General features: G+C 65.6%; 26 protein-coding genes. 18 read left to right on the top strand and 8 right to left on the bottom strand.

Going from position 1 to position 26,111, the window contains the following annotated elements:
- The first annotated feature begins 329 nt into the window (after positions 1–329).
- The 10 genes from C5O79_RS18055 to C5O79_RS18010 all read left to right on the top strand — a co-directional run bounded on the left by C5O79_RS18055 (position 330) and on the right by C5O79_RS18010 (position 9,058).
- On the top strand, positions 330–1,457 hold the full coding sequence (locus C5O79_RS18055) for a phosphoribosyltransferase domain-containing protein (protein ID WP_122477538.1): 1,128 nt from the start codon (positions 330–332) through the stop codon (positions 1,455–1,457).
- Positions 1,447–2,205 carry a trehalose phosphatase gene (locus C5O79_RS18050; RefSeq protein WP_122476921.1) on the top strand — a complete coding sequence of 253 codons (759 nt, stop codon included), beginning with the start codon at positions 1,447–1,449 and terminating at the stop codon, positions 2,203–2,205. The genes C5O79_RS18055 and C5O79_RS18050 overlap by 11 nt, the downstream gene beginning before the upstream one ends.
- Positions 2,198–3,292 (top strand): cysteine protease StiP domain-containing protein, encoded by a 1,095-nt coding sequence (locus tag C5O79_RS18045; RefSeq protein ID WP_047851238.1) that lies wholly within the window; start codon positions 2,198–2,200, stop codon positions 3,290–3,292. The genes C5O79_RS18050 and C5O79_RS18045 overlap by 8 nt, the downstream gene beginning before the upstream one ends.
- Positions 3,289–4,239, top strand: coding sequence for an HpcH/HpaI aldolase/citrate lyase family protein (locus C5O79_RS18040; RefSeq protein WP_046546184.1), 951 nt, complete (start codon positions 3,289–3,291; stop codon positions 4,237–4,239). The genes C5O79_RS18045 and C5O79_RS18040 overlap by 4 nt, the downstream gene beginning before the upstream one ends.
- Positions 4,240–4,503: 264 nt before the next feature.
- Positions 4,504–5,097 (top strand): TerD family protein, encoded by a 594-nt coding sequence (locus C5O79_RS18035; protein WP_122476923.1) that lies wholly within the window; start codon positions 4,504–4,506, stop codon positions 5,095–5,097.
- Positions 5,094–6,302: a TerD family protein gene (locus C5O79_RS18030; RefSeq protein ID WP_122476925.1), complete on the top strand. Its 1,209-nt coding sequence runs from the start codon at positions 5,094–5,096 to the stop codon at positions 6,300–6,302. Before C5O79_RS18035 ends, C5O79_RS18030 begins: the two co-directional genes overlap by 4 nt.
- A 48-nt stretch (positions 6,303–6,350) precedes the next feature.
- The gene (locus C5O79_RS18025) at positions 6,351–6,800 is read left to right on the top strand and encodes a tellurite resistance TerB family protein (RefSeq protein ID WP_047851242.1); all 450 of its coding nucleotides are present in this window, start codon (positions 6,351–6,353) and stop codon (positions 6,798–6,800) included.
- A gap of 11 nt (positions 6,801–6,811) precedes the next feature.
- Positions 6,812–7,843 (top strand): TerC/Alx family metal homeostasis membrane protein, encoded by a 1,032-nt coding sequence (locus C5O79_RS18020; protein ID WP_046546188.1) that lies wholly within the window; start codon positions 6,812–6,814, stop codon positions 7,841–7,843.
- A gap of 28 nt (positions 7,844–7,871) precedes the next feature.
- Positions 7,872–8,447 carry a TerD family protein gene (locus C5O79_RS18015; RefSeq protein WP_046546189.1) on the top strand — a complete coding sequence of 192 codons (576 nt, stop codon included), beginning with the start codon at positions 7,872–7,874 and terminating at the stop codon, positions 8,445–8,447.
- A 32-nt stretch (positions 8,448–8,479) separates the two neighbouring features.
- Positions 8,480–9,058 (top strand): TerD family protein, encoded by a 579-nt coding sequence (locus C5O79_RS18010; protein ID WP_046546190.1) that lies wholly within the window; start codon positions 8,480–8,482, stop codon positions 9,056–9,058.
- Positions 9,059–9,176: 118 nt separating this feature from the next.
- Here C5O79_RS18010 and C5O79_RS18005 read toward each other — a convergent pair whose 3' ends face one another.
- Positions 9,177–10,721 carry a PAS domain-containing methyl-accepting chemotaxis protein gene (locus tag C5O79_RS18005; RefSeq protein WP_047851243.1) on the bottom strand — a complete coding sequence of 515 codons (1,545 nt, stop codon included), beginning with the start codon at positions 10,719–10,721 and terminating at the stop codon, positions 9,177–9,179.
- A 414-nt stretch (positions 10,722–11,135) separates the two neighbouring features.
- Positions 11,136–12,680 (bottom strand): PAS domain-containing methyl-accepting chemotaxis protein, encoded by a 1,545-nt coding sequence (locus tag C5O79_RS18000; RefSeq protein ID WP_039367914.1) that lies wholly within the window; start codon positions 12,678–12,680, stop codon positions 11,136–11,138.
- A gap of 324 nt (positions 12,681–13,004) precedes the next feature.
- Here C5O79_RS18000 and C5O79_RS17995 point away from each other — a divergent pair, with 324 nt between their 5' ends.
- The 3 genes from C5O79_RS17995 (at position 13,005) to C5O79_RS17985 (ending at position 15,020) form a co-directional block, all read left to right on the top strand.
- Positions 13,005–13,862, top strand: a complete 858-nt coding sequence (locus C5O79_RS17995; RefSeq protein ID WP_131931539.1) for a class I SAM-dependent methyltransferase — start codon at positions 13,005–13,007, stop codon at positions 13,860–13,862.
- Positions 13,859–14,419 carry an N-acetyltransferase gene (locus C5O79_RS17990; RefSeq protein WP_131931537.1) on the top strand — a complete coding sequence of 187 codons (561 nt, stop codon included), beginning with the start codon at positions 13,859–13,861 and terminating at the stop codon, positions 14,417–14,419. Before C5O79_RS17995 ends, C5O79_RS17990 begins: the two co-directional genes overlap by 4 nt.
- Positions 14,420–14,519: 100 nt before the next feature.
- Entirely contained in the window at positions 14,520–15,020 is a 501-nt protein-coding gene (locus tag C5O79_RS17985; protein WP_124494318.1) for a DUF523 domain-containing protein, read from the top strand.
- Between the two features lie 88 nt (positions 15,021–15,108).
- On the opposite strand, the gene pcaF is transcribed toward C5O79_RS17985, so the two are convergent.
- Positions 15,109–16,311, bottom strand: a complete 1,203-nt coding sequence (pcaF, locus tag C5O79_RS17980; protein ID WP_071331902.1) for a 3-oxoadipyl-CoA thiolase — start codon at positions 16,309–16,311, stop codon at positions 15,109–15,111.
- Between the two features lie 228 nt (positions 16,312–16,539).
- Between pcaF and C5O79_RS17975 the strand changes: the two genes are divergently transcribed.
- On the top strand, positions 16,540–17,328 hold the full coding sequence (locus C5O79_RS17975; protein WP_039367952.1) for an IclR family transcriptional regulator: 789 nt from the start codon (positions 16,540–16,542) through the stop codon (positions 17,326–17,328).
- A gap of 184 nt (positions 17,329–17,512) precedes the next feature.
- Here C5O79_RS17975 and C5O79_RS38585 read toward each other — a convergent pair whose 3' ends face one another.
- The 3 genes from C5O79_RS38585 to C5O79_RS17960 all read right to left on the bottom strand — a co-directional run bounded on the left by C5O79_RS38585 (position 17,513) and on the right by C5O79_RS17960 (position 19,852).
- Complete coding sequence (locus tag C5O79_RS38585; protein ID WP_071331901.1) at positions 17,513–17,704, bottom strand: hypothetical protein; 192 nt, start codon at positions 17,702–17,704, stop codon at positions 17,513–17,515.
- A gap of 198 nt (positions 17,705–17,902) precedes the next feature.
- The gene (locus C5O79_RS17965; RefSeq protein WP_131931535.1) at positions 17,903–19,018 is read right to left on the bottom strand and encodes a succinylglutamate desuccinylase/aspartoacylase family protein; all 1,116 of its coding nucleotides are present in this window, start codon (positions 19,016–19,018) and stop codon (positions 17,903–17,905) included.
- Positions 19,019–19,078: 60 nt separating this feature from the next.
- Positions 19,079–19,852: a transporter substrate-binding domain-containing protein gene (locus tag C5O79_RS17960; protein WP_131931533.1), complete on the bottom strand. Its 774-nt coding sequence runs from the start codon at positions 19,850–19,852 to the stop codon at positions 19,079–19,081.
- A 136-nt stretch (positions 19,853–19,988) separates the two neighbouring features.
- On the opposite strand from C5O79_RS17960, the gene C5O79_RS17955 reads away from it, so the two are divergent.
- The gene (locus C5O79_RS17955) at positions 19,989–20,909 is read left to right on the top strand and encodes a LysR family transcriptional regulator (protein ID WP_059680344.1); all 921 of its coding nucleotides are present in this window, start codon (positions 19,989–19,991) and stop codon (positions 20,907–20,909) included.
- A 46-nt stretch (positions 20,910–20,955) separates the two neighbouring features.
- Here the strand turns inward: C5O79_RS17955 and C5O79_RS17950 are convergent, their stop codons facing one another.
- Together C5O79_RS17950 and C5O79_RS17945 are read right to left on the bottom strand one after the other, a co-directional pair.
- Entirely contained in the window at positions 20,956–22,278 is a 1,323-nt protein-coding gene (locus C5O79_RS17950) for an MFS transporter (protein ID WP_122476942.1), read from the bottom strand.
- A 58-nt stretch (positions 22,279–22,336) separates the two neighbouring features.
- A complete protein-coding gene (locus C5O79_RS17945) occupies positions 22,337–23,527 on the bottom strand; it encodes a M20 aminoacylase family protein (protein ID WP_122476945.1) in 1,191 nt (396 codons plus the stop codon).
- Positions 23,528–23,712: 185 nt separating this feature from the next.
- On the opposite strand from C5O79_RS17945, the gene C5O79_RS17940 reads away from it, so the two are divergent.
- The 3 genes from C5O79_RS17940 (at position 23,713) to C5O79_RS17930 (ending at position 26,044) form a co-directional block, all read left to right on the top strand.
- Positions 23,713–24,351, top strand: a complete 639-nt coding sequence (locus C5O79_RS17940; RefSeq protein WP_131931531.1) for a TetR/AcrR family transcriptional regulator — start codon at positions 23,713–23,715, stop codon at positions 24,349–24,351.
- Positions 24,352–24,396: 45 nt separating this feature from the next.
- Complete coding sequence (locus tag C5O79_RS17935) at positions 24,397–25,380, top strand: MDR family oxidoreductase (RefSeq protein ID WP_122476949.1); 984 nt, start codon at positions 24,397–24,399, stop codon at positions 25,378–25,380.
- Between the two features lie 85 nt (positions 25,381–25,465).
- The gene (locus C5O79_RS17930; protein ID WP_122476952.1) at positions 25,466–26,044 is read left to right on the top strand and encodes a peroxidase-related enzyme; all 579 of its coding nucleotides are present in this window, start codon (positions 25,466–25,468) and stop codon (positions 26,042–26,044) included.
- Positions 26,045–26,111 lie beyond the last annotated feature (67 nt).

The raw sequence follows: 26,111 nt of genomic DNA, 5'->3' as shown, positions 1-26,111 counted from the left end.
CTCCTCACCTCCCCCTTCCCCGCCCCCTCACCTCACCGCTTTCACCGCATCGCCTTTGGTCGAACGGCTGACCGTCGTCCTCAGGCCCCACCAGGCCCACCAGGCCCCTCCTCTCGTCCAAAGCCGAAAAGCGAAACCCATCGCGATATCGATACACGCCTGCACCCACCGACCTTTCAAATTTGATACGATTCAATTTCATTTTGAAAGGTTTCGGGATACCGGACCGAGGGTGCCGGCGCCCGGCGCGAACGCGGTTTGACCGACTGCGCACCAGGCGCAGGCGGTCGTCGTGGATCTTCGAGCCACGCTCAACGAGGATGCTGTTCATGGAAAGCCACGTAGGACCAACGTGCCTGCGCGCCCAACTCAAGCGGGGGCTGCTCGAGATCAGAGTCGACGCCGCCGCACTGCCCCCTGCGAACCTGTTCGGTTTCGCAGAGCGCCGGAATCCCAAGCGAGCATTCCTCTTCGTATCCAAGGTCCTGGGCCGTCACATCCCGGTGCGCCCGTCGATCATGGCGGCCAGCTTCGAGCGCCTGGCCGCCGGAATTCCGGCGGACCTGCCCGGGCCGGTACTGGTGATCGGCATGGCCGAAACCGCAGTGGGCCTCGGTGCCGGCGTGCACCGCGCCTATCGTGCGAGCCGCCCTGACAGCATGTACCTCACCAGTACCCGTCATCCGCTGGGTACCCGCGTCTTTGCTCGATTCGAGGAAGAACACAGCCACGCGAGCGCTCATCTGATCCACTTGCCGGTCGATCCCGAGATTCGTGATCTGATGTTGAACGCTCGATCGCTGGTCCTGGTGGATGACGAAGCCTCCACCGGCAAGACCTTCCTGAACCTGCGCCGCGCGCTGGTCGAAGCAGGTCTGAGCAACGTCGAGCGAGTGGTCACCTGCGTCCTGACGGACTGGACTGCCGGTGCCGCTCGCCACGCGATCGGGGAACCGGTCACCGCGGTATCGCTGCTGACCGGCTCCTACCAGTTCCACGAAGATCAGTCCGCGCCCCTCCCGGAGATGCCGAACGTCGGCACCGTTTCCGTGGGCGAATGGCCTCTCTCGCCCCGCAATGACTGGGGACGCCTGGGCGTTCGGCATGTGGACGACACGCTCGCGCCGCACGTTCAGGTCCAGCCCGGCGAGAAAGTCATTGTCGTCGGTACCGGCGAGTTCGTCTGGCGCCCTTTTCTGCTGGCGGAACGCCTGGAGCGAGCCGGCGCGGATGTCCGCTTCAGCTCGACCACGCGGTCCCCCATCGCCCTGGGCCATGCCATCGAGCACGCGCTGTCGTTCCCCGACAACTACGGCCTCTGTATTCCGAACTTCCTCTACAACGTGAAGCCCGGCCAGTTCGACCGGGTTCTGATCTGCACGGAAACCCCTGCCCAGGCACTCCCCGAAGAACTCGTCGACGCACTCAGCGCAGAGGTGATTGTCGATGAGCGGTAACCGCCCCCTGGCATTCGTCGACCTCGACGACACCCTGTTCCAGACCGCTCGCAAGATGGCGGAAGGCGTCCCGCGAACCGCGGCCACGCTGGACGTGCACGGTCAGCCCAACGGCTTCATGGACCCGGTCCAGCACGCGTTCATCACGTGGTTGCTCGCCACCGCCGACGTCGTTCCGGTCACCGCGCGCAGCGTGGAGGCATACGGCCGCGTCATGCTTCCCTTCGCCGAAGGCGCAATCTGCTCGCACGGCGGCGTCATGCTCCGCCCCGACGGGTTACTCGATCGAAGCTGGCACGAGCGAATGATCGAAGTCCTCCAGAGCATTCAGGAGCGACTGCCGGCACTGTGCGAGGCCACGCTGGCGATCGGCAGGGACCTCGGCTACTCGCTCCGCGGCTGGGTGGTGGAAGAAGAAGGCTTGTGCCACTACGTGGTGATCAAGCACAACGAGTCCGACGACGCGGTGCTCGCCGAAGTGCTGGCCGGCGTTCGGTCCCGGCGCATGGTGGACGGCATGCACGTTCATGCCAACGGCAACAACCTCGCCTTCCTGCCCACGGGGCTGGCCAAGCGCGCGGCCGTTCAGGAGTGGTTGCGCCGCGACCGTGAGATCCACGGCGAGCGACCGGTCCTGGGCTTCGGCGACAGCATCACCGATCTCGGGTACATGGACCTCTGCCACATGTGGGGGACACCGGCGCGCAGCCAGCTTGCCAATTGGGTGACGGGGACGATCCATGGGTAATCGCCTCGCGAGCCTGAACACCGTCGGCAGCGGCAGCTATGCCCCCGAAGATGTGCACTTCCTGCTGCGACACGTGCGGATGAACGTCACCGACGTCGAGGAGAAGGAGCGTCTGATTCAGACGAATCAAAAACACTACTCGGAAATGATCGGTCTCGAGCAGGCGCCCAGCGACGTGCACAAGCGCCTTTACGCCCGCGCGCTGGCGCAGAACGGCGCCCGCATGGCTTCGGATGTGCAGTCCCTGGCGATGGCGCTGAATGCCGCTTATACCGGGCCGGGCATCGCGCTGGTCTCGTTCGTTCGCGCCGGCCTGCCGCTTGGCGTGCTGCTGCGACGGGCACTCGTGGAGATGGGGCGCGACGCCCGCCACTACGGAATCAGCATCATTCGCGATCGCGGGATCGACACGGTGGCGCTGGAAGCCATCATCCGGCTGCATGGCGCCGAAAACATCGTCTTCGTGGATGGCTGGACGGGCAAAGGCGCCATTTCAGGCGAGCTCGCACGGACCCTGGCGCACGACACGCGCTTCCCCGAAGGTCCGCGCCTCGTGGTTCTGGCAGATCCTTGCGGCCGCGCGTGGCTGGCTGCCTCCGCAAAAGACTGGGCAATTCCGTCCGGCATTCTCGGTGCAACCGTTTCCGGGCTGGTGTCCCGCTCCATCTGGCCGGCTCAAGGCGGCCTGCATGGTTGCGTGGTCTACGAACACCTGCGCGAACACGATGTCACGCGCGAGTTCATCGACAGGATCGACGCCGAACGTCGGGCGCTGGCAGACGCCCGTCCTGCCGTTCCGTGGACCGACGATCAGCGACTGACGCTCCAGTCGTCCGCGGACGACGTGGTGGCCGCGCTGGCAACCCGCTTCGATATCGGCAACCTGAACCGCGTGAAACCGGGTATCGCCGAGGCAACCCGTGCGGTCCTGCGCCGTGTGCCGGATCGCGTGCTGGTACGTGACCGCCATGACAGCGACGTTCAGTTGCTGCTGCACCTCACCGAACGCGCGGGCGTGACAGTAGAGGAAGCCGGCGCCGATCTGGGCCCGTACTGCGCGGTCACAATCATTCGGAACGCGAATTGATTAAAACCATCTCTCCGTTCGCCCTCGGCGCGACGCTGTACATGCCGGCCACCCGCAGCGACATTCTGGATGTGGTTTCCGGCACCAGGCTCCCTGAGCTGCGCTCGCTGGTGGTCTGCCTGGAAGACGCGGTGGCGGCAATCGACGTCGAAAGCGCGCTGGTGAACCTGCGGACGCTCCTCATGAATATCGATGCCCGGGGAGGGCGCGTCGAATCCGGTCCGTTGCTGTTCGTTCGGCCGCGTGATGCCGCGATGGCGGCGGTGCTGAACGACTGGCCGCTGATGAAGCACGTCGACGGGTTCGTCGTGCCCAAGTTGACGCTGCAATCCCTTTCGTCGTGGGAGAACGCGGTCAGTCATCCTGACCTGTGCCTCATGCCGACACTGGAGACGGCCGACGTTTACGACCCGGGCGCAATGGTGGAGCTGGGCTCGGCCCTGAAGGCCAACCTGAACCGACGCATCATCGCGCTGCGAATCGGCGGCAACGACCTGATGGGTTGCCTTGGTCTGCGGCGCAATCCGGCCACCACGCTCTACAGCACGCCCCTCAGCTACGTGATTCCCATGCTTGCCGGAATCATGGGGGCCCAGGGATTTGCCCTGACCGCGCCCGTCTTCGAGCAACTCGCCACGCCCCATCTCCTGAACGAGGAGCTGGAACTGGACATCGCTCATGGCCTGGTAGGGAAGACGGCCATTCATCCGAGCCAGATCCGCATCATCCAGGAGGCGCTGCGCGTGAGCCTCGAGGACTTCAACTGCGCCACGCTGATCGTCAACGATGCGGCCCCTGCCGTTTTCAAGCACAACGATGCGATGTGCGAGCCGGCAACCCACTACAAGTGGGCGGTCAATATCCTCGAACGCGCCAAGTGGCATGGAGTGAAGCCCACCGCCCCGAGTAGTAGCGAGCACGGCGTCCGACTGGCGGAGGCCGGCTGATGAGCGTGGCAATGCGTGAGGCTGCCCCCAAAGGCGCACGGTCTACTGTCCGCCGACTCGTTGTCGGCCGAGCAGCAGCGGCGACTTGCGTCCGGACCGTGAGCGAGCGGCTGCCGCGCACGGCAATTCATGGCAACGCGTTCCCCGTGTGGAGGCAATCCCGCTCGCGGTCCAGCAAAGCCGGGGGCGCGTGAATGTGACTCCATCCGATCCCTCGCACGAACACTGAACATCGAACATTGAAGATCAACAAGGAGCGTAAAGATGGCACTCACCCTGAGCAAGAATCAGAGCATCTCGCTGGAAAAAACCGCGGGCCGTGGCTTGACCTCGATTAGTCTGGGCCTGGGTTGGGACCCGGTAAAGTCCGGCGGCTTCTTCTCCAAGATGCTGGGCGGCGGCAGCAACGACATCGACCTCGATGCTTCCTGCATCCTGCTGGACGGCGACATGAAATCCGTCGACCTGGTCTGGTTCCGACAACTGGAATCCAGGGACGGCGCCATCGAGCACTCCGGCGACAACCTGACGGGTGAAGGTGACGGCGACGATGAAACCATCCACGTCGACCTGCAGCGCCTGCCGGGCACCGTCCAGCACCTGGTGTTCACCGTGAACAGCTTCCGCGGTCAGACGTTCGACCAGGTCGAAAACGCCTACTGCCGCATCCTCGACGACTCGAAGAACCAGGAGCTGGCACGCTTCAACCTGGCGGAAAAAGGTCGCCACACCGGTGTTGTCATGGCCAGCCTCAGCCGTCGCGCCGGCGGCTGGGAATTCAAGGCCATCGGCCAGTCCACCCACGGCCGCACCGCGGACGATCTCGTCAATCTGGCGATTCAGGCGGTGCGAGCATGACGACACTGGTACCTGGCGGCAATGCGCCGGTGGCCACCGGTCAATTGCGCGTGGACATCAACTACGCGCCGATTCCAGGCGCGGAGATCGATATCTCTGCATTCGCACTCACCGCTACCGCGAAAGTCCGAGGCGATGGCGACATGTGCTTCTACGGCCAAACCAGTGTCCTGGGTGGCGCGCTTCAGTTGACCACCACGACGGCCGGCCGGGCAACGTTCACCGTGGATCTCGCCCGGATCGACCCTGCCGTCGAGAAAGTCGCGCTCACCGCGACCATCCATGAGAACAAGGCGACCTTCGATCGCGTTTCGATGCTGGCACTGGCCGTGACGGGAGGGATCGAGGCGCAGATCCCGACTGCCGGGATGAACGAGACCGCGCTGATCCTCGGGGAGTTTTACCGCCGTCAGGACGCGTGGAAGTTCCGCTGTGTCGCACAAGGCTTCGCGGGTGGCCTGGAGCCGCTGGCCAAGCACTTCGGCGTCGACGTTGCCGCGCCTTCCGGCAGCCCGACGCAAAGCCCTCCCGCGCAGGCCCCGGCGCCCGTACCGGCGCCGGCGCTCGCACCGGTACCGCCTGGCGCGCCGACGTCCACGATCCGACTCAGCAAAATCACGCTCGACAAGTCACGGCCCAGCATCAGTCTCGAGAAGACCGCTGCCGGCTTCGGTGAAATCAAGGTGAACCTGAACTGGAACCAGGGTACGAGTGGCCTGCTCGGCGGCTTCCTGGGAAAACGCGGTGCCATCGACCTGGACCTGGGTTGCCTGTTTGAAATGCAGGACGGACTCAAAGGGGCCGTGCAAGCGCTCGGCAAGCGTTTCGGCGATCTGCGGGAGGAACCCTACATCCAGTTGATGGGCGATGACCGTACCGGCTCGGTTGCCGACGGCGAGTGGCTTCGCATCAATGGGCAACAGTGGAACAAGATCGAACGCATCCTGATTTTCGCGTTCATCTACGACGGCGCGCCGAACTGGAAGGCCACCGACGGTGTTGTAACCATTTTCGTGCCCGGCCAGTCCGAAATCGAAGTTCGCATGAACGAGGAGGGAGGCCGCCACGGCATGTGCGCGATTGCCCTGCTTGAAAACGTGAACGGGGCCGTCAAGGTCTCTCGCCGAGTCGACTTCCACCCCGGGCACGAGGAAATGGATCGTGCCTACGGCTGGGGTATGCGCTGGAAAGCAGGCTCCAAGTAACCATTGACCCGGCAGGGCCGCCCGGCCCCGCTCACTGAGAGGAAACACATGCTCGACTGGCTGAAAACCAACGCGGCCAAAGCCCGCGAAACCTTGACCATCGAAGTCGCCAAATTCAAGAACCGGACGTTCATGGAGGCAACCGCCAATGCTTGCGCGCTGATCTCCGCCGCGGATGGCGAGATCAAATCCGAAGAGAAGCTGAAGATGGTCGGCTTCATCAACAACTCCCCGGAATTGAAGGTCTTCAACCTGAGCGACGTGATCGCGGTGTTCAGCGACGCCTGCGGCAAGTTCGAATTCGATTTCCAGATCGGCCAGGCCGAGGCGCTGAAGGCCATCGGCAAGATCAAGGGCAAGGACGGCGAAGCACGCCTGCTGGTGCGCGTGGCCTGTGCCATCGGCGCATCCGACGGCCATTTCGACGACAAGGAAAAAGCAGCTTGCCGCCTGATTTGCCTGGAGCTCGGCTTGAACCCGGCTGACTTCGAACTGTAGGAAACCGAAACGTGGAAACGACACACATTGGCTTCCCGCCGTTGACCATGGCGGTATTCGTCGGCCTGGCGCTGGCCGCCCTGCTGCTCGACATGGTTACCCACCGCGACGACAAGCCGATCACCCTCGCCCGGGCGTCCATCTGGTCGGTATTCTGGGTGGCCATCTCCCTTGCATTCGCCGGCTTCCTGTACGTGCAGCATGGCGCGGAAGTGGCCAGCCTGTTCCTTACCGGCTATGCGCTGGAGAAAGTCCTCTCCGTCGACAACCTGTTCGTCTTCATGGCGATCTTCGCCTGGTTCAAGGTACCGGACGGCTTGCGTCACCGCATCCTGCACTGGGGCATCATCGGGGCCATCGTATTCCGTGGTGTCTTTGTCGTCATCGGCACCGGCCTGCTGGCATTCGGGCCCTGGGTCGAGATCGTCTTCGCGCTGATCGTGGCGTGGACCGCCGTCATGATGCTCAAGGGCGGTGACGACGATGACGAGGCGAAGGATTACTCGCAGCATCTCGCTTGCCGCTTCGCGAAAAAGCTCTTCCCCGTATGGCCCAGGCTGCACGGCCACAAATTTTTCGTGAGCCGCAAGCAGCTCGAGGCGGAAGTACGGACGCCCGAGAGGGACATGAGCCTGGCGGCCAAAGGCGGTCTTTTCGCTACGCCGCTGTTCCTCTGCCTGGTCGTGATCGAAGTGTCCGACGTCCTGTTCGCGTTCGACTCGGTCCCGGCGGTCATCGCAGTCAGCCGTGAACCGCTGATCGTCTACTCGGCGATGCTGTTCGCCATTCTTGGCCTTCGCACGCTGTATTTCGTTCTGGAAGCGCTGAAGCGCTACGTGGTGCATCTGGAAAAGGCCGTGGTCGTATTGCTGTTCTTCATCGCGGCGAAGTTGGGCTTGAACGCGACCGACCATCTGTTCCACCACGGTATCAGCATCTCCCCGAACACCAGCCTGCTCATCGTCATGGTGGTCCTGGCAATCGGAATCCTGGCCAGCGTGATCTTCCCGAACAAGGAAGAGGCGCGAGCCGAAAATCAGTAACCCGTCACAACCCAAAGGAGCTGTTTTCATGGCACTGACTCTTCAAAAAGGCGGCAACCTCTCCCTGTCCAAAACCGATCCGAGCCTGACCCGAATCCTGGTTGGCCTCGGCTGGGACCCGCGCGCGACCGATGGCGCGGAGTTCGATCTGGACGCCAGCGCCTTCCTGCTGGGGGCCAACGGCAAAGTCCGCGGTGAAGCCGACTTCATCTTCTACAACCAATTGCGCAGCCAGGACGGCTCCGTCGAGCATACCGGCGACAACCGTACCGGCGCGGGTGACGGCGACGACGAAGTCATCAAGGTCGACCTGAGCCGCGTTCCGGCCGACATCGACAAGATCGCCTTCACGGTCACCATCCACGACGCCGAAGCGCGCAAGCAGAACTTCGGCCAGGTCAGCAATTCGTTCATCCGCGTCGTGAACGAGATTTCCGGCGCCGAGGTGGTCCGCTACGACCTGGCGGAAGACGCCTCCACCGAAACCGCGATGATCTTCGCGGAGTTGTACCGCAGCAGCGGCGAGTGGAAATTCCGCGCCGTCGGCCAAGGCTACGCCGGCGGCCTGCGTGCCCTGGCCAACGGCTACGGCATGAACTTCTGAACGGTCTCCTCACCTGAACAAGGAATCACACCATGGCTGTAAGTCTGTCCAAAGGCGGTAACGTCTCCCTGTCGAAAGAGGCCCCGGGCCTGAGCGAAATCGTCGTCGGCCTGGGCTGGGACCCGCGCGTCACCGACGGCACCGAGTTCGACCTCGACGCCTCGATCTTCGTCACCGGTGAAAACGGCAAAGTCCTGAGCGACGCCAGCTTCATCTTCTACAACAACAAGAAGTCCGCCGACGGTTCGATCGAGCACCTGGGCGACAACCGTTCCGGCCAGGGCGAGGGTGACGACGAGCAGGTCAACGTGAAGCTGACTGGTCTGGCGGCCGATGTGAAGAAGCTGGTCTTCGCCGTCACGATTCACGATGCCGAGGCCCGCAAGCAGTCATTCGGCCAGGTGAGCAACGCCTATATCCGCGTCGTCAACAAGGCCGACGGCAAGGAAATCGCCCGCTACGACCTGTCCGAAGACGCTTCGACCGAAACCGCCATGATCTTCGGCGAGTTGTATCGCCACAACGACGAGTTCAAGTTCAAGGCGATCGGACAAGGTTTCACGGGTGGCCTGAAGCCTCTGGCGGAAGCCCACGGTGTGAGCATCGGCTGATCCGAAAGGCTGGAAAATCTCCAGCCTGACCGATCGCGCCGTTCAGTTCGTCGCTGAACGGCGCGATCCACGCATGAGGTCGGTCGACATGCGTGAAAGCCAACGGGGCAAGCCACGCTCACCGAAACACGTTCACCGCCTCCACCAGCCGCGTCGCCTGCTGCTTCAGGCTCTCCGACGCCGCCGTGCTCTGCTCGACCAGCGCCGCGTTCTGCTGCGTGATGTTGTCCAGATGCACGACTGCCTGGTCGACCTGCGCAACCCCCGTGCTCTGCTCGGCCGTCGACGAGCTGATCTCCGCGATCAAATCCGACACGCGCTTCACCTGCGTGACGATGTCCTCCATCGTCTTGCCCGCGCCATCGACGATCCGCGCGCCCGATTCGACGCGCTCGACGCTCGCACCGATCAGCGTCTTGATCTCCTTCGCCGCATTCGCGCTGCGTTGCGCGAGCGCCCGCACTTCGCCCGCAACCACCGCGAACCCGCGCCCCTGATCGCCGGCCCGCGCGGCCTCCACCGCCGCGTTCAGCGCAAGGATGTTGGTCTGGAACGCGATGCCGTCGATCACGCCGATGATGTCCGAGATCTTCCGCGAGCTGGCCGTGATGTCGTTCATCGTCGCGACCACCTCGCTCACCGCGTGCCCGCCGCGCCCCGCCGCTTCGCTCGCGGACACCGACAACTGGTTCGCCTGCAGCGCCGTCTCCGCATTGCTCGACACGGTCGCCGTCATTTCGGCCATCGACGCGGCCGTCTGCTGCACGCTCGTCGACGCCTGCTCGGTGCGCGCGCTCAGGTCGTTGTTGCCCTGCGCGATCTCGTTGCTCGCGCGCTGCACGTTGTGCACCTGCTCGCTGACGTCGTCGACGAGCCAGCGGAACATCAGGCCGAGCTGGTTGATCGTGCGCAGCGTCATGCCGATCTCGTCGACGCGGTTCATCCGCACGCCGCTACGGCTTTCGCCGGTCGCCACGCGCAGCGCCTCGTCGCGCAACTGCATGAGCGGGCGCGCAATCTGCGCATCGAGCCACAGCCCCGCAGCAGCCGCAGCGCCGGCCGTCACCGCGGCGAACGCGGCGAGCCCGCCGCCGGCCAGCCCGCACGCCCAGCCGCCGGCCACCACGACCGGCGCGAGTACGCACAGCGACGCATGGAGCCGCGCGCGCACCGACATCGTCTGGAACAGCGACAGGAAACCGGCCACGCCCTTGCGGACGATCAGCCCCTTGTGAAAATGCCGGTTGCCGGCCCGGCCTTCACGGAATTCCTTGTAGAGCGCCTCCGCAGCCGCGATCTCGTCGCGCGTCGCTTTCGTGCGCACCGACATGTAGCCCTTCGGCTCGCCGTTGCGCATGACCGGAATCGCATTCGCGCGCACCCAGTAGTGATCGCCGTTCTTGCGGCGGTTCTTCACGAGCGCAGTCCACGGCTCGCCGCCCTTGAGCGTCGCCCACATGTCGGCGAACGCCTCCTTCGGCATGTCCGGATGCCGCACGACGTTGTGCGGCTGGCCTTCGATCTCGTCGGGGGAAAATCCGCTGACCTGGATGAAGGCCGCGTTCGCGTAGGTGATGTAGCTGTTCGCGTCGGTGGTCGACATCAGCGTCGCGTCATCGGGAAAATCGAATTCGCGTTGCGTGACGGGCTGGTTGTTGCGCATCGTGTGGAGCTCCGGGTGACGGATCTTGCGTCCGCTTGTCGATTGATTCGAGACCCCGCGCATTGCGGTCTATCCACATGCACGTTGGTCCTGCCCCTGCGCTTTCGGCAAATTCCACGAAAACATTATGGTGCATTCGGGAAAATATGCATTAGAAACGCATCATCTTGTCTTTACCAAATAACTTGTTTATAGATGAAACTAAACACCAAGTCAGGCAACGGTTCGGCGGACGTTCGCCTGACGATTCAACGGAACTCGCCTGAATCGATTCAAAGCAAAAGCGTTAAATATTGAATAAGAATATTTCTCGTTTGGCGTATTTCTAATGAATCGAAAACCCTGAACGCGCATTGCGCGCGTCAACCCGGATGTATTGATTTGGCGCGCACATCACGTGCGCGCCCCCGACGATCACCGGAACACGTTCACCGCATCCACGAGACGCGTTGCCTGCTGCTTCAGGCTCTCCGACGCCGCCGTGCTCTGCTCGACCAGCGCGGCGTTCTGCTGCGTGATGTTGTCCAGATGCACCACCGCCTGGTCGACCTGCGCAACTCCCGTGCTCTGCTCGGCCGTCGACGAGCTGATCTCCGCGATCAGGTCCGACACGCGCTTCACCTGCGCAACGATGTCCTCCATCGTCTTGCCTGCCTCGTCCACACGCCGCGCGCCCGATTCGACGCGCTCGACGCTCGCGCCGATCAGCGTCTTGATCTCCTTCGCCGCATTCGCGCTGCGCTGCGCGAGTGCCCGCACCTCGCCCGCGACCACCGCGAAGCCGCGCCCCTGCTCGCCTGCGCGTGCCGCTTCCACGGCCGCGTTCAGTGCAAGGATGTTGGTCTGGAACGCGATGCCGTCGATCACGCCGATGATGTCGGCAATCTTGCGAGAACTGGCCGTGATGTCGCTCATCGTCGTGACGACCTCGCCCACCGCCTGTCCGCCACGCCCGGCCGCCTCGCTGGCCGACATCGCGAGCCGGTTCGCCTGCAGCGCGGTCTCCGCGTTGCTGTCGACCGTCGCGGTCATCTCGGCCATCGACGCGGCCGTCTCCTGCACGCTCGACGCCGCCTGCTCGGTGCGCGCGCTCAGGTCGTTGTTGCCCTGCGCGATCTCGTTGCTCGCGCGCTGCACGTTGTGCACCTGCTCGCTGACGTCGTCGACGAGCCAGCGGAACATCAGCGCGAGCTGGTTGATCGTGCGCAGCGTCATGCCGATCTCGTCGACGCGGTTCATCCGCACGCCGCGCCGGCTTTCGCCGGTCGCGACGTTCAGCGCCTGGTCGTGCAGCCGCTTCAGCGGACGCACGATCTGCGCATCGAGCCACAGGCCGGCCGCCGCCGTCACGCCGACCGTCACACCGGCAAACGCCGCGAGCCCGCCGCCCGCCAGCCCGCATGCCCAGCCCGCGCCAACGACCGCCGGCGCGAGCACGCACAGCGCCGAGTGCACACGCGCGCGCACCGACATCGTCTGCGACAGCGACGCGATGCGCATCAGCCCCGTGCGGATCACCAGCCCCTTGTGGAACCGGCGCTGGCCGGCCTTGCCTTCGCGGAATGCGCGATACAGCGCATCGGCAGCCTCGGACTCGTCGTGCGGCGCCTTCGTGCGCACCGACATGTAGCCTTGCGGCTCGCCGTTGCGCATCACGGGAATCGCGTTCGCACGCACCCAGTAGTGATCGCCATTCCTGCGTCGGTTCTTCACGAGCGCGGTCCACGGCTCGCCGCGCCTGAGCGTCGCCCACATGTCGGCAAACGCTTCGCGCGGCATGTCCGGGTGGCGCACCACGTTATGCGGCTGGCCGACGAGTTCCTCGTTCGTGAAACCGCTCACCTGTGCGAACGTCGTGTTGGCGTAGGTGATGATGCTGTCTGCGTCGGTCGTCGACATCAGCGTGACGTCGTCGGGAAAATCGAATTCCTGTTGGGTAACGGGCTGGTTATTGCGCATGCAAGGCTCCGAAAAGCGGATCTGACGTCCGCGTCGCGCTGACTTCACGCTCAGTAGCCGAAAAACGGTTTATCGCTTTACGACGGTCTTCATCTGACTGTCGGCATATTGGGGAAAAACCTTACCCTTTCTTCGCATAAAATATTCAATTCGGCGGCCACCATGATTTCGATCAAATAATCCGGCAATATTCGCCACGCGCGTTCATTCATATGCAACGCCGCACCGCCCGGCCACGCCGCGCGGCAGGTCAATGCCGCCGGCCGTTACACTCGGCGAAACGATTCCGTCTATCCTGCTCCATTCAACCAGCATTCGAATTCGATGAAAAAGGCATTGCACGAACTGAATCGGCTGTCCTGGAATACGGCGACAGTCGCGCATAACAGCCATAAAGGCGATCAGGCCGCATTTTTCCGCGCAGGCGGCTCGACGCTCTTTCCGGAAGAGCGCGAACTGCTCGGCGACGTCGGCGGGCTGCGGCTCCTGCACCTGCAGTGCAACGCGGGGCAGGACACGCTGAGCCTCGTGCGCGCCGGTGCGGACGCGACGGGCGTCGACATCTCCGACGAAGCGATCGCCTTCGCACGACAACTGTCGGCCGACGCGGGCCTGCCCGCACGCTTCGAGCGCGCCGACGTGCTCGAATGGATGCCCGAGGCCGCCGCGCGCGGCGAGCGCTTCGCTCGCGTGTTCACGTCGTACGGCGCGATCTGCTGGCTGTCCGACCTGAACGCGTGGGCGCGCGGGATCGCCGCGCTGCTCGCGCCCGGCGGCCGTTTCGCGATGGTCGAGTTCCATCCGTTCGCGCTGTATTTCGACGAACACTGGAAGCCGCACTACGACTATTTCAAAGGCGATGCGACCGAGGAGCCGGCAGGTGTCGGCGATTACGTTGCCGCATCCGGCACGGGGCTCGGCGCGCAGCACGACCATCCGGGCGTCGTCGATTTCGCGAACCCGCATCCGAGCTACGAGTTCATGTGGGGCATCGGCGAAGTCGTGAACGCGCTCTTAGCGGCCGGGCTCGCGATCGACCGCCTGACCGAATATCCGTATGCGAACGGCTGGAAAGGCTTCGACGGCATGCGCGAGCTGGACGGCCGCCGGATGGTGCCGCCCGACGGCATGCCGCGCCTGCCGCTGATGTATGCGATCGCCGCGCATCGGGAGGCCGCATGACGCGCCGCACCGCCGCCGAACGCGACGCATTGTCCGCCCGCCTGCTCACGCGCAACGACGTACCGCTCGTGTGGACCATCGACCGGCGCGAGATCATCGAGCACCTGTACGTGCTGCGCGACGGTGCACTGCATCTCGTTCCCGACTTTTATGACGTCGCGGGCTGGCCCGACGGCGAAGCCGACCACTACACGCCGATCCTGCTCGACTGCCACGATCGCGGCGGCTGGTGCGTCGGCACGTTCGACGGCGCGCGGCTCGTTGCGGCGGTCTTCGTCGACAGCCATCCGCTCGGCCCGCACGGCGACATGCTGCAGTTGAAGTTCCTGCACGTAAGCCACGACTGGCGCGGCTGCGGGCTCGGCGAGCAGCTCTACCGCGCGGCCCGTGAGCAGGCGCGCGCGATGGGCGCTGCACGCCTGTATGTGTCCGCGACGCCGTCGCAGAACACGATCGACTTCTACCTGCGGCTCGGCTTCACGGTCAGCGCGTCGCCCGACCCGGCGCTGTACGCGCTCGAGCCGGAAGACATTCATCTGGAAGGGCCGACGGCCTGACGCACCGGCGCGCGGGTGAAGCGTAGAATTTCCCGCTTTGCCGCGGCCACCATCGGCATCATGGAGAGCAAAATTGCAGAATGAAGCGCAGCCGCAAACCATGCCGAAGATCCTCGTCAGCATGTGCGTGATCGGTCATCCGGTCCGTTACAACGGCTCGGCCAAGACCGCCGCACACGAGGCGCTCGAACGGTGGCAGCGCGAAGGGCGCCTCGTGCCGGTCTGCCCCGAACTGGCCGGCGGCTTCAGCGTGCCGCGCCCGCCCGCCGAAATCGCCGACGGCGAATCGGGGCAGCGGGTGCTGGCGGGCGCAGCGCGCATCGTCGATGTCAACGGCGCCGACGTGACGGCGCCGTTCGTATCCGGCGCGCACACCGCGCTGACCCTCGCGCGCGCGCACGGTTGCCGCTTCGCGATCCTCGCCGACGGCAGTCCGTCGTGCGGCAGCACGTTCATTTATGACGGGAGTTTCGAGAGCCGGCGGCACGCGGGCGCCGGTGTCACGGCGGCGTTGCTGCGCGAGCATGGCATCGAAGTGTTCGCGGACACCGAGATCGATGCGCTCGATGCACGCCTCAAGCAGTTGTCGCAGGCCGGTTAACGACGATGCGCGGCACGAGAACCCTCGTGCCGCGCATCGTTTCGGACAGCGCGAAGCGGCAACCTGCCGCTTCGCCGCGTGACGCAGGTCAGACGCGTTCGATTGCGATCGCGATGCCCTGGCCGACGCCGATGCACATCGTGCACAGCGCAAAGCGGCCGTTCGTGCGATGCAGCTGGTACATCGCGGTCGTCACGAGACGTGCGCCCGACGCGCCGAGCGGATGGCCCAGCGCGATCGCGCCGCCGTTCGGGTTCACGCGCGGATCGTCGTCGGCCACGCCGAGCATGCGCAGCACCGCGAGACCTTGCGACGCGAACGCCTCGTTCAGCTCGATCACGTCGAACTGGTCGATCGTCATCCCGAGCCGGGCGAGCAGCTTCTGCGTGGCCGGCGCGGGCCCGATGCCCATCACGCGCGGTGCGACGCCGGCCGTCGCGATACCCAGCACGCGTGCGCGCGGCGTCAGGCCGAAGCGCTTCGCGGTTTCTTCGTTCGCGAGCAGCAGCGCGGCTGCACCGTCATTGACGCCCGACGCGTTGCCGGCCGTCACCGAGCCGTCCGGGCGCACGACGCCCTTCAGCTTCGCCAGCGTTTCGAGCGACGTCTCGCGCGGATGCTCGTCGCGCGACACGACCAGCGGATCGCCCTTCTTCTGGGCAATCGTGACCGCGACGATTTCCTCGGCGAGCGTGCCGTCCTGCTGCGCCCGCGCGGCCTTCTGCTGGCTGCGCAGCGCGAACAGGTCCTGATCGGCGCGGCTGATGTTGTAGTCGACCGCGACGTTCTCGGCCGTCTCCGGCATCGAATCGACGCCGTGCAGCTGTTTCATCAGCGGATTGACGAAGCGCCAGCCGATCGTCGTATCGTAGATATCGGCCTGGCGCGCGAACGCGCTCGCGGCCTTGCCCATCACGAACGGCGCGCGCGTCATGCTCTCGACGCCGCCCGCGACCATCAGCGCGGCCTCGCCGGACTTGATCGCACGCGCGGCCACGCCGACCGCATCCATGCCGGACCCGCACAGGCGGTTGATCGTCGAACCCGGCACGCCCTGCGGCAGGCCCGCGAGCAGCGCCGACATGCGCGCGACGTTGCGGTTGTCCTCGCCGGCCTGGTTCGCGCAGCCGTAGATCACGTCGTCGATCGCCGTCCAGTCGACGTCGCGGTTGCGCTCGACGAGCGCCTTGAGCGGCACCGCGCCCAGGTCGTCGGCGCGCACGCCGGACAGTGCACCGCCGTAACGCCCGATCGGCGTACGGATCGCATCACACAGAAAAGCTTCGGTCATCAGTGTCTCCGGTCCCAGGACAGGCTGGGGGAATGAACAGGGCGCGCCCCTTGCATTGCCCGTCGGGATGCGCTTAAATGTTCTATATACGAACATAAGATCGTGTATCGAACGTTCAACGCATCATAGGGAGTGCGGGGACGACCTGTCAAGCGCGCGGTCCGTCGCGCGGTTGGCGTGTCGGGCCCCATGCGCTATCTTCTCGGCTGCACGATATTCCAGGCGCTCATGACAACCGAAGACACTCAGACGAAACCCGGCGACTCCTATGTCCAGTCGTTCGCGCGCGGCCTCGCGGTGATCCGCGCATTCGACGCGGCCCGTCCGGAGCAGACGCTCACCGAGGTCGCGTCGGCCACCGGGCTCACGCGCGCGGGGGCGCGCCGGATCCTGCTCACGCTGCAGACGCTCGGCTACGTCGAGGCCGACGGCCGGCTGTTCCGGCTCACGCCGAAGATCCTCGAGCTCGGCTTCGCGTACCTCACGTCGATGCCGTTCTGGAATCTCGCCGATCCCGTGATGGAACAGCTGTCCGCGCAGATCCACGAAAGCTGCTCGGCAGCCGTGCTCGACCGCACCGAGATCGTCTACGTGCTGCGCGTGCCGACCCGCAAGATCATGACGATCAACCTGTCGATCGGCAGCCGGCTACCCGCGTATTGCACGTCGATGGGCCGCGTGCTGCTGTCCGCGCTCGACGACGCCGAGCTCGACGAGACGCTCGCGCAAAGCGGCATCCGCGCGCATACGCCGCGCACGATCACCGACCTCGGCGAACTGAAGGCGGCGATCGCGCAGGTGCGCCAACAGGGCTGGGCTGTGGTCGACCAGGAACTCGAAGTGGGCCTGATGTCGTTGTCCGCGCCGATCCGCAACCGGCGTGGACAGATCATCGCTGCTATGAACATCAGCGGCAACGCACAGCGGCATACCGCGAAGCAGATGGTGAAGGAGTTTCTCGGGCCGCTGCAGCAGGCAGCGCAGACGGTGTCGGAGCTGGTGGCGCGGCGGGGGTGAGTACGAGCCGCCACGCAACGCTTCGGCCTCGTGGAACCCGCGCGCCTGGTCGTCCTGGACCGACAGCAGCCCGCACATAGGCAGACCACGGTGGCGTGAAGCGCTGTGCCTGTTCGTCGAGCCTTCTCGACTGTACCGGTGCCGGGGACGATTCGCCAGACACTGTCTGGCGGATTGGCGTGGCTCAGAAGAATGATCGGTTCTGCTGCAAGTTCCGACGACCGAACCCAAGACCGTCCCAATGTGTCCAGCTCAATTGTCGCATCAGCGATACGACAATCTGCTCGTCAGGAAAGGTGACGGCAATCTGCACCACGGGGCGAAAATTCTTCACGGCGAGGCCACCGCCGTCATCTTCCGTCAACGGCGCCGACATCGGCGTGCTGCCGAACCGTCGTCGCAGTGAAATAAAAAAACGGGCGGCACAGGCCGCCCGCAAAACTCCAATCGCTCTGCAACATCCTTCTTGCAAAACACGGAGCGAACTCCGCGTCGCTCAATTTACGGGCATGCGTACGCCCGTTCAATTTGACAGGAACGAAATTGCGCTCCGAATCCGTCGGACACGGCATCGTTACGCACCGAGCAGCATCCCCGTTCGCACCGGCACCGTGCCCGTCACGCGGCCGAGCGGCGCGCCGGCCGTGACGAACCGGATCGCGCGGCGCATATAGAACACGCCATCGGTCGCGCTCGAGATCGTCGTGATCTTGTCCGTCAGCGGATCGACGATGTCGAACAGCGGATCGCCGGCGCAGATCGTCGCGCCGATCGCCGCGCGGTGTACGAGGATCCCGCTCACCGGCGCATGGAACTGCTCGCTGCCTGCCAGCGGCGTGGCCGGCGCGGCGAGCGGCGGCAGCGGCTTGCGTTCGCCCTGCACCGCACCGCGCCATACGAGATAGTCGACGAGCGCATCGGCATCGCGTTCCGCATGGTCGTACGTCACGTCGCGCTGGCCACGGCACTCGACCGTCACGGCCACGGTGCCGGCCGCCATCGGCGTGCCCGCCGGCAAGTGCTGCCGCAACTGCGTCCACAGCAGGTGATGCGCATCGTCGAACGCATGCCCGCCCGAATCCTCGGCGAGCAGCGACACCTCCGAGCCGAGATAACGCGCGAGCGGCTCGACTTCCGGCCATGCGGTATCGCTCGTGTACACGTGCATCACCGCTTCGAGCGAACAATGCAGGTCGATCACCACATCGGCGTCGAGCGACAGCTTCAGCAGCGCCAGCTGCAGTGAATCGAACTCCGTACGCGGCGCGATCTCGTCGAGCGCCACGCCGACGCATTCGCGCACGATCGCGCGATTGCGTTCGCCGTCGTCGCCTAGCCGGTCGTGCGCACGCGCGGCGATTTCCGCGAGCGGCAGGAAGCCGCGATTGAAGTTGCGGCCGCTCGCCAGATCGAAACGACCGATGAACTGCCCGAGCAGATGATGATTGAGGCCGACCGGATTCGCGACCGGCACGAGCACGATCTCGGCCGCCAGCCGGCCGTCGGCATCGAGCTGCGCGAGACGCTGCTTCAGCACGAACGCCGCGAGCATCGCGGGTGTCTCGTCCGCGTGCAGCGCGGCCTGCAGGTAGATCTTGCGGCCGGTGTCGGCCGGCCCGAAATGAAAGCTCGTCAGCGTGCGCTGCGTGCCGATCGACGGCGACAGGAGCGGCGTGGTGCGAATCTGCATCGATGGTCTCGAACGAAATGAAAACGAAGAAGCGGGTGAAACGTCGAGGTCGCCCGGCGCTCAATCGCCGTACGGGTTGAAGTCGAAATACTTCTTCGCGATCCGGTCGTACGTGCCGTCCTTCAGCATCGATGCGATCGCGCCGTCGATCGACGCCTTGAGCGCCGTATCCGACTGCCGCATGCCGATGCCCACGCCGCGATCGCCCATGTCGAGCGGCGCACCGACGAACGCGAAACCGTTGCCCTTCGGCGTGCGCAGGAAGCCGTAGTCGGCTTCCACCGTGCCCAGCAGCGCCGCGTCGAGGCGGCCGTTGACGAGATCGGCGAACACGTCGTCCTGGCTCTTGTACGGCACCACGCTGACGCCGGCCGGCGCCCAGTGCGCGAGCGCCCACGATTCGAACTGCGTGCCCGACTGCACGCCGACGCGCTTGCCCGCAAGCGACGCGGTCGTGCTGTCGACGCCGCTGCCGGGCCGCGCGACGAGCCGCGACTTGAAGCGGAACAGCTTCGACGAGAACAGGATCTGCTTCTCGCGCTTCCCGGTGATCGCCATCGACGACAGGATCGCGTCGATCTTCCGCGCCTGCAGTGCGGGAATCATCCCGGAGAATTCGAGTTCGACCCACTGGCAGCGCAACTGCGCGCGGCGGCAGATCTCGTTGCCCAGATCGACGTCGAAGCCCTTCAGGCTGCCGTCGGGCGCCTTCGAATCCATCGGCGGATAGGTCGGATCGATGCCGAGGCGCACGGGGCGCGCATCGAGTGCGTGTGCGGCGCCGGCCGCGAACGCAAGGCACAAGGAAACGAGCGGAAGGAGAGTACGTTTCATGGTCGACGAAGGGCAGGACGATGGGCAAACGGCACGAGCCGGACTGCCTGCGATCGTAGTGCGCACGCGCCGCCGCCGGAATCGCCCGCTGCCTTATCATGATCACTTTTCCCGATCACCGGCCCCGCGCTTGCCCATGGCGTTCACGCTCTCCCAGCTCCGCATCTTCCAGGCCGTCGTCGAGCACGGCAGCCTGCGCGCCGCCGCACGCGCGCTCGATCTCGCGCAGAGCGGCGTCACGCAGCAGCTGCAGAGCCTCGAGGCGACGCTCGGCGCGACGCTGTTCACGCGCACCAATCGCGGGATCGTGCCGACGGCCGTCGGCCAGCGGCTGCTCGCGCGCTCCGGTTCGATCCTCGGCGAATGCGAGCAGGTCGAGCGGGAGATCCGGCAACTGAGCGGCGCGTACGAAGGCACCGTCACGCTCGGCCTCGTGGCCGAGCCGCTGATCGACGCGTTCGCGCCGGTGCTGAGCGCGTTCCGCGCGCGCTTCGACAAGGTCGACGTGCATCTGCGCACCGGCACGTCGCGGATGATGATTGGCTGGCTGCGGGAAAGCGCGGTGGATTTCGCGATCGCGCTCGTCGCGAAGCAGACCGACACGACCGATCTCGCGGTCACGCCGCTGCGTACGTCGGCGCCGGTGGTCGTGTGCCGCAACGGGCACCCGGCGATGCACGCGCAATCGCTCGCCGAACTGGCCGGCTACGCGTGGGTGTCGACCCGCTCGCCGAACCTGAGCGCGGACCCCGTCGTCAACCGGCTGCTCGCGTACTTCGACGTGCACGGCCTGCCGCCGCCGAAGATCCTCGCCACCGTCGAAGGGATGTTCGAGACGCTGCAACTCGTCACGCAGACCGATTGCCTGTCGCTTGAAACAGAAGCCGTGACGCGGCACGGGCCGTTTGCCGGTGCGCTCGCGAAGGTGCCCGTGCGCGAACAGGCCGAATCGCAGGACATCTGCCTTCTGCAACGCGCGGCCGTGCCGCTCACGCCGGCCGCGCAGGAACTCGCGACGATGCTCGCGTCGTACCTGAGGGTGGTGCGCGGGCGGTAAGCGCATATGACCGTTTGCCGCCCGTCGTGCTGCGCCGCGCCGCGCGTCAGTCCATCGAATCCCGCGCCGTCTCGCGCAGCATCGCCACCGCGATCAGCGACAGCACCACGCATACAGCCACGTAGCCGGCCGGCGCGAGCTTGCTGCCGCTCGTCTTCACGAGCCAGGTCGCGATCAGCTGCGCGGTGCCGCCGAAGATCGTCACCGCGAGCGCATACGCGATCGAGATGCCGGTCGCGCGCACTTGGCGCGGCAGCGACTCGCACATCAGCGCCATTTCCGACGCCGAGCCGAGCGAATAGAACAGCAGCATCAGCGCGGTCAGCGGCAGAATCACCGACAGCGTCGGGTGATGGTTCATCAGCCAGAACGCCGGGAACAGCAGCGCGACCAGCACGCCGCGGCCGACGAAGATCGGCAGGCGCCGGCTGCCGAGCTTGTCCGACAGCCAGCCGAACAGCGGGCACGTGACCAGCATCACGCAGCCCGACGCGACGCCGACGAACATCGACAGTTTCATCGGCAGGCCGAGCGTGTGGATCGCATAGGTCGGCATGTAGAACGTCAGGATGTAGGTCGACACCGTGCCGCCCATCACCGTGAGCATCAGCAGCAGCACCGTGCGCGTGTGCTTCGAGAACAGCTCGTGCAGCACGCCGCGTTCGATGCCGTGATGGCTGCCGCCGGGCGCATCGTCGGCGAGCCGGCGGCGCAGGTACATGCCGACCGGCGCGATCAGCACGCCGACGAGGAACGGTAACCGCCACCCCCAGCTCTCCAGCGCGTCCCTGGTCATCGTGTTCGACAGCAGCGCCGCGAAGCCCGAACCCATCAGCGCGGCGCCGCCCTGCGTCGCAAGCTGCCAGCTCGCGCGGAACGCGCGGCGCGACGTGCCACCCTGTTCGAGCAGCGTCGACGTCGCCGCACCGAATTCCCCGCCCTGCGAGAAGCCCTGCATCAGCCGCGCGAACACGACCAGCAGCGGCGCGGCCACGCCCACCTGCGCATAGGTCGGCGCGATCGCGATCAGGCCCGTGCCGAGCGCCATCAGCATGATCGTCAGGTTCAACGCGGCCTTGCGCCCCTTGCGGTCCGCATAGACGCCGAGCACGACGCTGCCGAGCGGCCGCGTGAAGAAGCCGGCCGCGAACGTGGCGACCGACAGCAGCAGCGACGTGGTCGGATCGCTCGACGGGAAGAACAGCTTGCCGATCAGCACCGCGAAGAAGCCGTACACGGTGAAATCGAAAAATTCGAGCCAGTTGCCGATCACGGCCGCCGCGATCGCACCGCGCCGCGTGACGGCCAGTGCGCTGGCTTCGGCAGCCCCCGTCGACGCGGGGTGCAGCGCGAGATGGTCTTTCTGCATGGTTATCGTCCCTTCTCAATGCGACCGGAAGCGCCGGCCGCTCGCCCCGCCGCCGGCATCACTGCCCCAGGTAACGCTCCACGAGACGCGTCCAGTACGCCGCACCGATCGGCAGGTTGCGATCGTTGAAGTCGTATTTCGGGTTGTGCACCATGCAGCCGTCCTCGCCTTCGCCGTTGCCGAGCCGCACGAACGAGCCCGGCCGCTGCTGCAGCATGAATGCGAAATCCTCGCTGCCCATCAGCAGGTCGGTCTGCTCGACCACGTGCGCGTCGCCGACGAGTTCGCGCGCCACCTGCGCGGCGAAATCCGTTTCGGCATCCGTATTGACGACGACCGGATAGCCTTCGATGTATTCGACGTTCGCGCTCGCGCCATAGCTCGCAGCCTGCGTTTCGGCCAGCTCGGTGATGCGGCGCTTGAGCAGCGCGCGCACATCGGGGCTGAACGAGCGCACGCTGAGTTCGAGACGCGCGCCGTTCGGGATCACGTTGTTCGCAGTGCCCGCATGCATCGAGCCGACCGTGACGACCGCCGGCTGCGCGGGGTCGACGTTGCGCGCGACGATCGTCTGCAGCGCCATCACGATGCTCGCCGCCACGACCACCGGGTCGACCGTCAGGTGCGGCCGGGCCGCGTGGCCGCCGACGCCTTCGATCGTGATGATCGCCTTGTCGCCGGCCGACATGAACGGGCCGCGCCGCGTGAGGAATACGCCGGGTGCCGCGCCCGGATGGTTGTGCATGCCGAATACGGCATCGCACGGGAAGCGCTCGAACAGGCCGTCGTCGATCATCTTCTTCGCGCCGCTATCGACGCCGTGCTCTTCCGCCGGCTGGAAATACAGGTGCACGGTGCCGGAGAAATTGCGTGTCTTCGCGAGATGCTGCGCGGCGCCGAGCAGCATCGTCGTGTGGCCGTCGTGGCCGCACGCGTGCATCTTGCCGTGCGTGCCGCTCGCGTAGGGCAGCCCCGTCGCCTCGACGATCGGCAACGCATCCATGTCGGCGCGAATGCCGATGCTGCGCGTGCCGTCGCCCACGCGCAGCGTGCCGACCACACCCGTCTTGCCGACCCCGCGCGTCACCTGCCAGCCCCACTGTTCGAGCTTCTCGGCGACGAGCGCGGCCGTGTCGTGCTCTTCGTACGCGAGTTCGGGGTGGTGATGGATGTGGTGACGGATCTCGCGCAACCCGCCGGCGGCGGGCATCAGATCCTCGACTTCGGTGAATCGGGTATCGGTGGACATCAAGGGGCTCCGGCTGTTTGTCTGCGCACGCAACGGGTGCGTGCGGGAAAGCGAGCCACTATATCCAGCCGATATCGGTTCAATAAGATACGGAATTTTTCACCGTGATAAGGTTTTTTAATCAGGGTTAGTACGGACGATTCAGGTCCTGTTGATTTTTGAGACGAACGGTCTATTATTCCGACATGGACGCTCGAATCGATCCGCCTCGCCGCCGCGGCAGGCCACCCAAGCAGCACGACGACCTCGTCGCCACGCGTGACATGCTGCTGCGCACCGGGCTCGAGATCCTCACCGAAAAGGGCTTTTCCGCCACCGGGCTCGACGAGATCCTCGGGCGCGCCGGCGTGCCGAAGGGCTCCTTCTATCACTACTTCGACAGCAAGGAAGCGTTCGGCCTCGAACTGATCGACCGCTACGCCGAGTTCTTCGCCCGCAAGCTCGACCGCCATTTCAGCCAGCCAGAACGCTCGCCGCTGGCGCGCGTGCGCGCGTTCGTCGACGACGCCCGCGACGGCATGGCCCGCCATGCATACAGCCGCGGCTGCCTGATCGGCAACCTCGGACAGGAAATGGGCACGCTGCCGGAAAGCTTCCGCGCACGTCTGCGTGCGACGTTCGAAGACTGGCAGCACCGTCTGGCCGAATGCCTGCGCGCCGCGCAGCAGGCGGACGAGCTGGCGGATTCGGCCGACCCCGCCGAGCTGGCCGCGTTCTTCTGGATCGGCTGGGAAGGCGCGGTGCTGCGCGCGAAGCTCGAACGCAGCGACTCGCCGCTCGTGCTGTTCGCGCAGTTTTTCTTCAATGGATTGCCTCGCCGCTGAATTTTTTTACCATTTATTAGACGATCGGTCTAAAAAGGAGGACGCATGTTCCAGGGCATCGTGATCGACAAGGACGAAACCGGCCAGCACGCGCGGCTGCATACGCTGGAGGACGCGCAGTTGCCCGCCGGCAACGTGACGATCCGCGTGGGCTATTCGACGCTGAACTACAAGGACGGGCTGGCGATCACCGGCAAGAGCCCGGTCGTGCGCAAGTTCCCGATGGTGCCGGGCATCGATCTGGTCGGCGAAGTCGAAGCGAGCACGCACCCGGATTACCGCCCCGGCGATCAGGTCGTGCTCAACGGCTGGGGCGTCGGCGAAACGCACTGGGGCGGCCTCGCGCAGAAGGCGCGGGTCGACGGCGACTGGCTGGTGCCGCTGCCGTCCGCGTTTTCGCCGCAACAGGCGATGGCCATCGGCACGGCCGGCTACACCGCGATGCTGTGCGTGATGGCACTCGAGCGGCACGGCGTGCGCCCGGATGACGGCGAGATCGTGGTGACCGGCGCGGCAGGCGGGGTGGGCAGCGTCGCCACCGCTATCCTCGCCAAGCTGGGATACCGCGTCGTCGCGGTAACGGGCCGCCCCGCCGATGCCGACTACCTGCGGCAGCTCGGCGCGGCGGAGATCCTGGAGCGATCGCAATTCAGCGAGCCCGGCAAGCCGCTCGGCAAGGAACGCTGGGCCGGCGCCGTCGACGTGGCGGGCAGCCACGTGCTCGCCAACGTGTGCGCGACCACGCGCTACCGCGGCGTCGTGACGGCCTGCGGCCTCGCCGCCGGCATGGATTTCCCCGCGACCGTCGCGCCGTTCATCCTGCGCGGCGTCACGCTCGTCGGGATCGACAGCGTGATGTGCCCGCGCGTCGAGCGGCTGGAGGCCTGGCGCCGGCTCGCCTCCGACCTCGACGTCGAGAAGCTGGGCGCCATCGGTCGTCAGGTCGGCCTGAGCGAGGTCATCCCGCTGGCTGCGGAACTGATCAACGGCAAGGTGCGCGGCCGCATCGTCGTCGACGTGAACGCGTGACGCCGCTGCCGACCACCCGCGCCTCTTCAATCGGACGGCGGCTCGCGCGTCGAGTACGCCCGCGCCACGTTATCAAGGAGACCTCATGACTGCCGCAAACACCGCACCCATCAGCCGCTTTCCCGTGCCCGCGCTCGAAGACTTGCCCGAGGACATACGCGAACGCATCACAGCCGTCCAGGAAAAGTCGGGCTTCATCCCGAACGTGTTCCTGACGCTGGCGCATCGCCCGGACGAGTTTCGCGCGTTCATGGCGTACCACGACGCGCTGATGGACAAGCCGGGCAATCTCAGCAAGGCCGAACGTGAAATGATCGTCGTGGCCACCAGCGCCGTGAACCAGTGTCAGTACTGCGTGATCGCGCACGGGGCGATCCTGCGGATTCGCGCGAAGGATCCGCTGATCGCCGACCAGGTCGCCACCAACTACCGCAAGGCCGACATCACTGCCCGGCAGAAGGCGATGCTGGACTTCGCGATGAAGGTGTCGCAGGCCGCGCACCAGGTCGGCGAAGCAGATTTCGACACGCTGAAGTCGCATGGCTTCAGCGACGAGGACGCGTGGGATATCGCGGCGATCTCGGCGTTCTTCGGGATGTCGAACCGCATCGCGAACGTGACGAACATGCGGCCGAACGCGGAGTTTTACGCGCTCGGGCGTTGAGCTGGCGACGGCTGGGCGATCCGGGTGTACGCACGCCCGGTCTTCGAACGGCCATCGCAAGCACCGG

It is taken from the genome of Burkholderia sp. SRS-25, assembly GCF_004343765.1.
Lineage (GTDB): Bacteria > Pseudomonadota > Gammaproteobacteria > Burkholderiales > Burkholderiaceae > Burkholderia > Burkholderia contaminans.
This window is presented reverse-complemented; position numbering and strand designations above follow the sequence as displayed.

Coding starts and splice junctions, on each gene's coding strand:
- C5O79_RS18055 (WP_122477538.1), top strand. CDS start 330: ATGGAAAGCCACGTAGGACCAACGTGCCTGCGCGCCCAACTCAAGCGG.
- C5O79_RS18050 (WP_122476921.1), top strand. CDS start 1,447: ATGAGCGGTAACCGCCCCCTGGCATTCGTCGACCTCGACGACACCCTG.
- C5O79_RS18045 (WP_047851238.1), top strand. CDS start 2,198: ATGGGTAATCGCCTCGCGAGCCTGAACACCGTCGGCAGCGGCAGCTAT.
- C5O79_RS18035 (WP_122476923.1), top strand. CDS start 4,504: ATGGCACTCACCCTGAGCAAGAATCAGAGCATCTCGCTGGAAAAAACC.
- C5O79_RS18030 (WP_122476925.1), top strand. CDS start 5,094: ATGACGACACTGGTACCTGGCGGCAATGCGCCGGTGGCCACCGGTCAA.
- C5O79_RS18025 (WP_047851242.1), top strand. CDS start 6,351: ATGCTCGACTGGCTGAAAACCAACGCGGCCAAAGCCCGCGAAACCTTG.
- C5O79_RS18015 (WP_046546189.1), top strand. CDS start 7,872: ATGGCACTGACTCTTCAAAAAGGCGGCAACCTCTCCCTGTCCAAAACC.
- C5O79_RS18010 (WP_046546190.1), top strand. CDS start 8,480: ATGGCTGTAAGTCTGTCCAAAGGCGGTAACGTCTCCCTGTCGAAAGAG.
- C5O79_RS18005 (WP_047851243.1), bottom strand. CDS start 10,721: ATGCGCAACAACCAGCCCGTCACGCAACGCGAATTCGATTTTCCCGAT.
- C5O79_RS18000 (WP_039367914.1), bottom strand. CDS start 12,680: ATGCGCAATAACCAGCCCGTTACCCAACAGGAATTCGATTTTCCCGAC.
- C5O79_RS17995 (WP_131931539.1), top strand. CDS start 13,005: ATGAAAAAGGCATTGCACGAACTGAATCGGCTGTCCTGGAATACGGCG.
- C5O79_RS17990 (WP_131931537.1), top strand. CDS start 13,859: ATGACGCGCCGCACCGCCGCCGAACGCGACGCATTGTCCGCCCGCCTG.
- C5O79_RS17985 (WP_124494318.1), top strand. CDS start 14,520: ATGCCGAAGATCCTCGTCAGCATGTGCGTGATCGGTCATCCGGTCCGT.
- pcaF (WP_071331902.1), bottom strand. CDS start 16,311: ATGACCGAAGCTTTTCTGTGTGATGCGATCCGTACGCCGATCGGGCGT.
- C5O79_RS17975 (WP_039367952.1), top strand. CDS start 16,540: ATGACAACCGAAGACACTCAGACGAAACCCGGCGACTCCTATGTCCAG.
- C5O79_RS38585 (WP_071331901.1), bottom strand. CDS start 17,704: ATGTCGGCGCCGTTGACGGAAGATGACGGCGGTGGCCTCGCCGTGAAG.
- C5O79_RS17965 (WP_131931535.1), bottom strand. CDS start 19,018: ATGCAGATTCGCACCACGCCGCTCCTGTCGCCGTCGATCGGCACGCAG.
- C5O79_RS17960 (WP_131931533.1), bottom strand. CDS start 19,852: ATGAAACGTACTCTCCTTCCGCTCGTTTCCTTGTGCCTTGCGTTCGCG.
- C5O79_RS17955 (WP_059680344.1), top strand. CDS start 19,989: ATGGCGTTCACGCTCTCCCAGCTCCGCATCTTCCAGGCCGTCGTCGAG.
- C5O79_RS17950 (WP_122476942.1), bottom strand. CDS start 22,278: ATGCAGAAAGACCATCTCGCGCTGCACCCCGCGTCGACGGGGGCTGCC.
- C5O79_RS17945 (WP_122476945.1), bottom strand. CDS start 23,527: ATGTCCACCGATACCCGATTCACCGAAGTCGAGGATCTGATGCCCGCC.
- C5O79_RS17940 (WP_131931531.1), top strand. CDS start 23,713: ATGGACGCTCGAATCGATCCGCCTCGCCGCCGCGGCAGGCCACCCAAG.
- C5O79_RS17935 (WP_122476949.1), top strand. CDS start 24,397: ATGTTCCAGGGCATCGTGATCGACAAGGACGAAACCGGCCAGCACGCG.
- C5O79_RS17930 (WP_122476952.1), top strand. CDS start 25,466: ATGACTGCCGCAAACACCGCACCCATCAGCCGCTTTCCCGTGCCCGCG.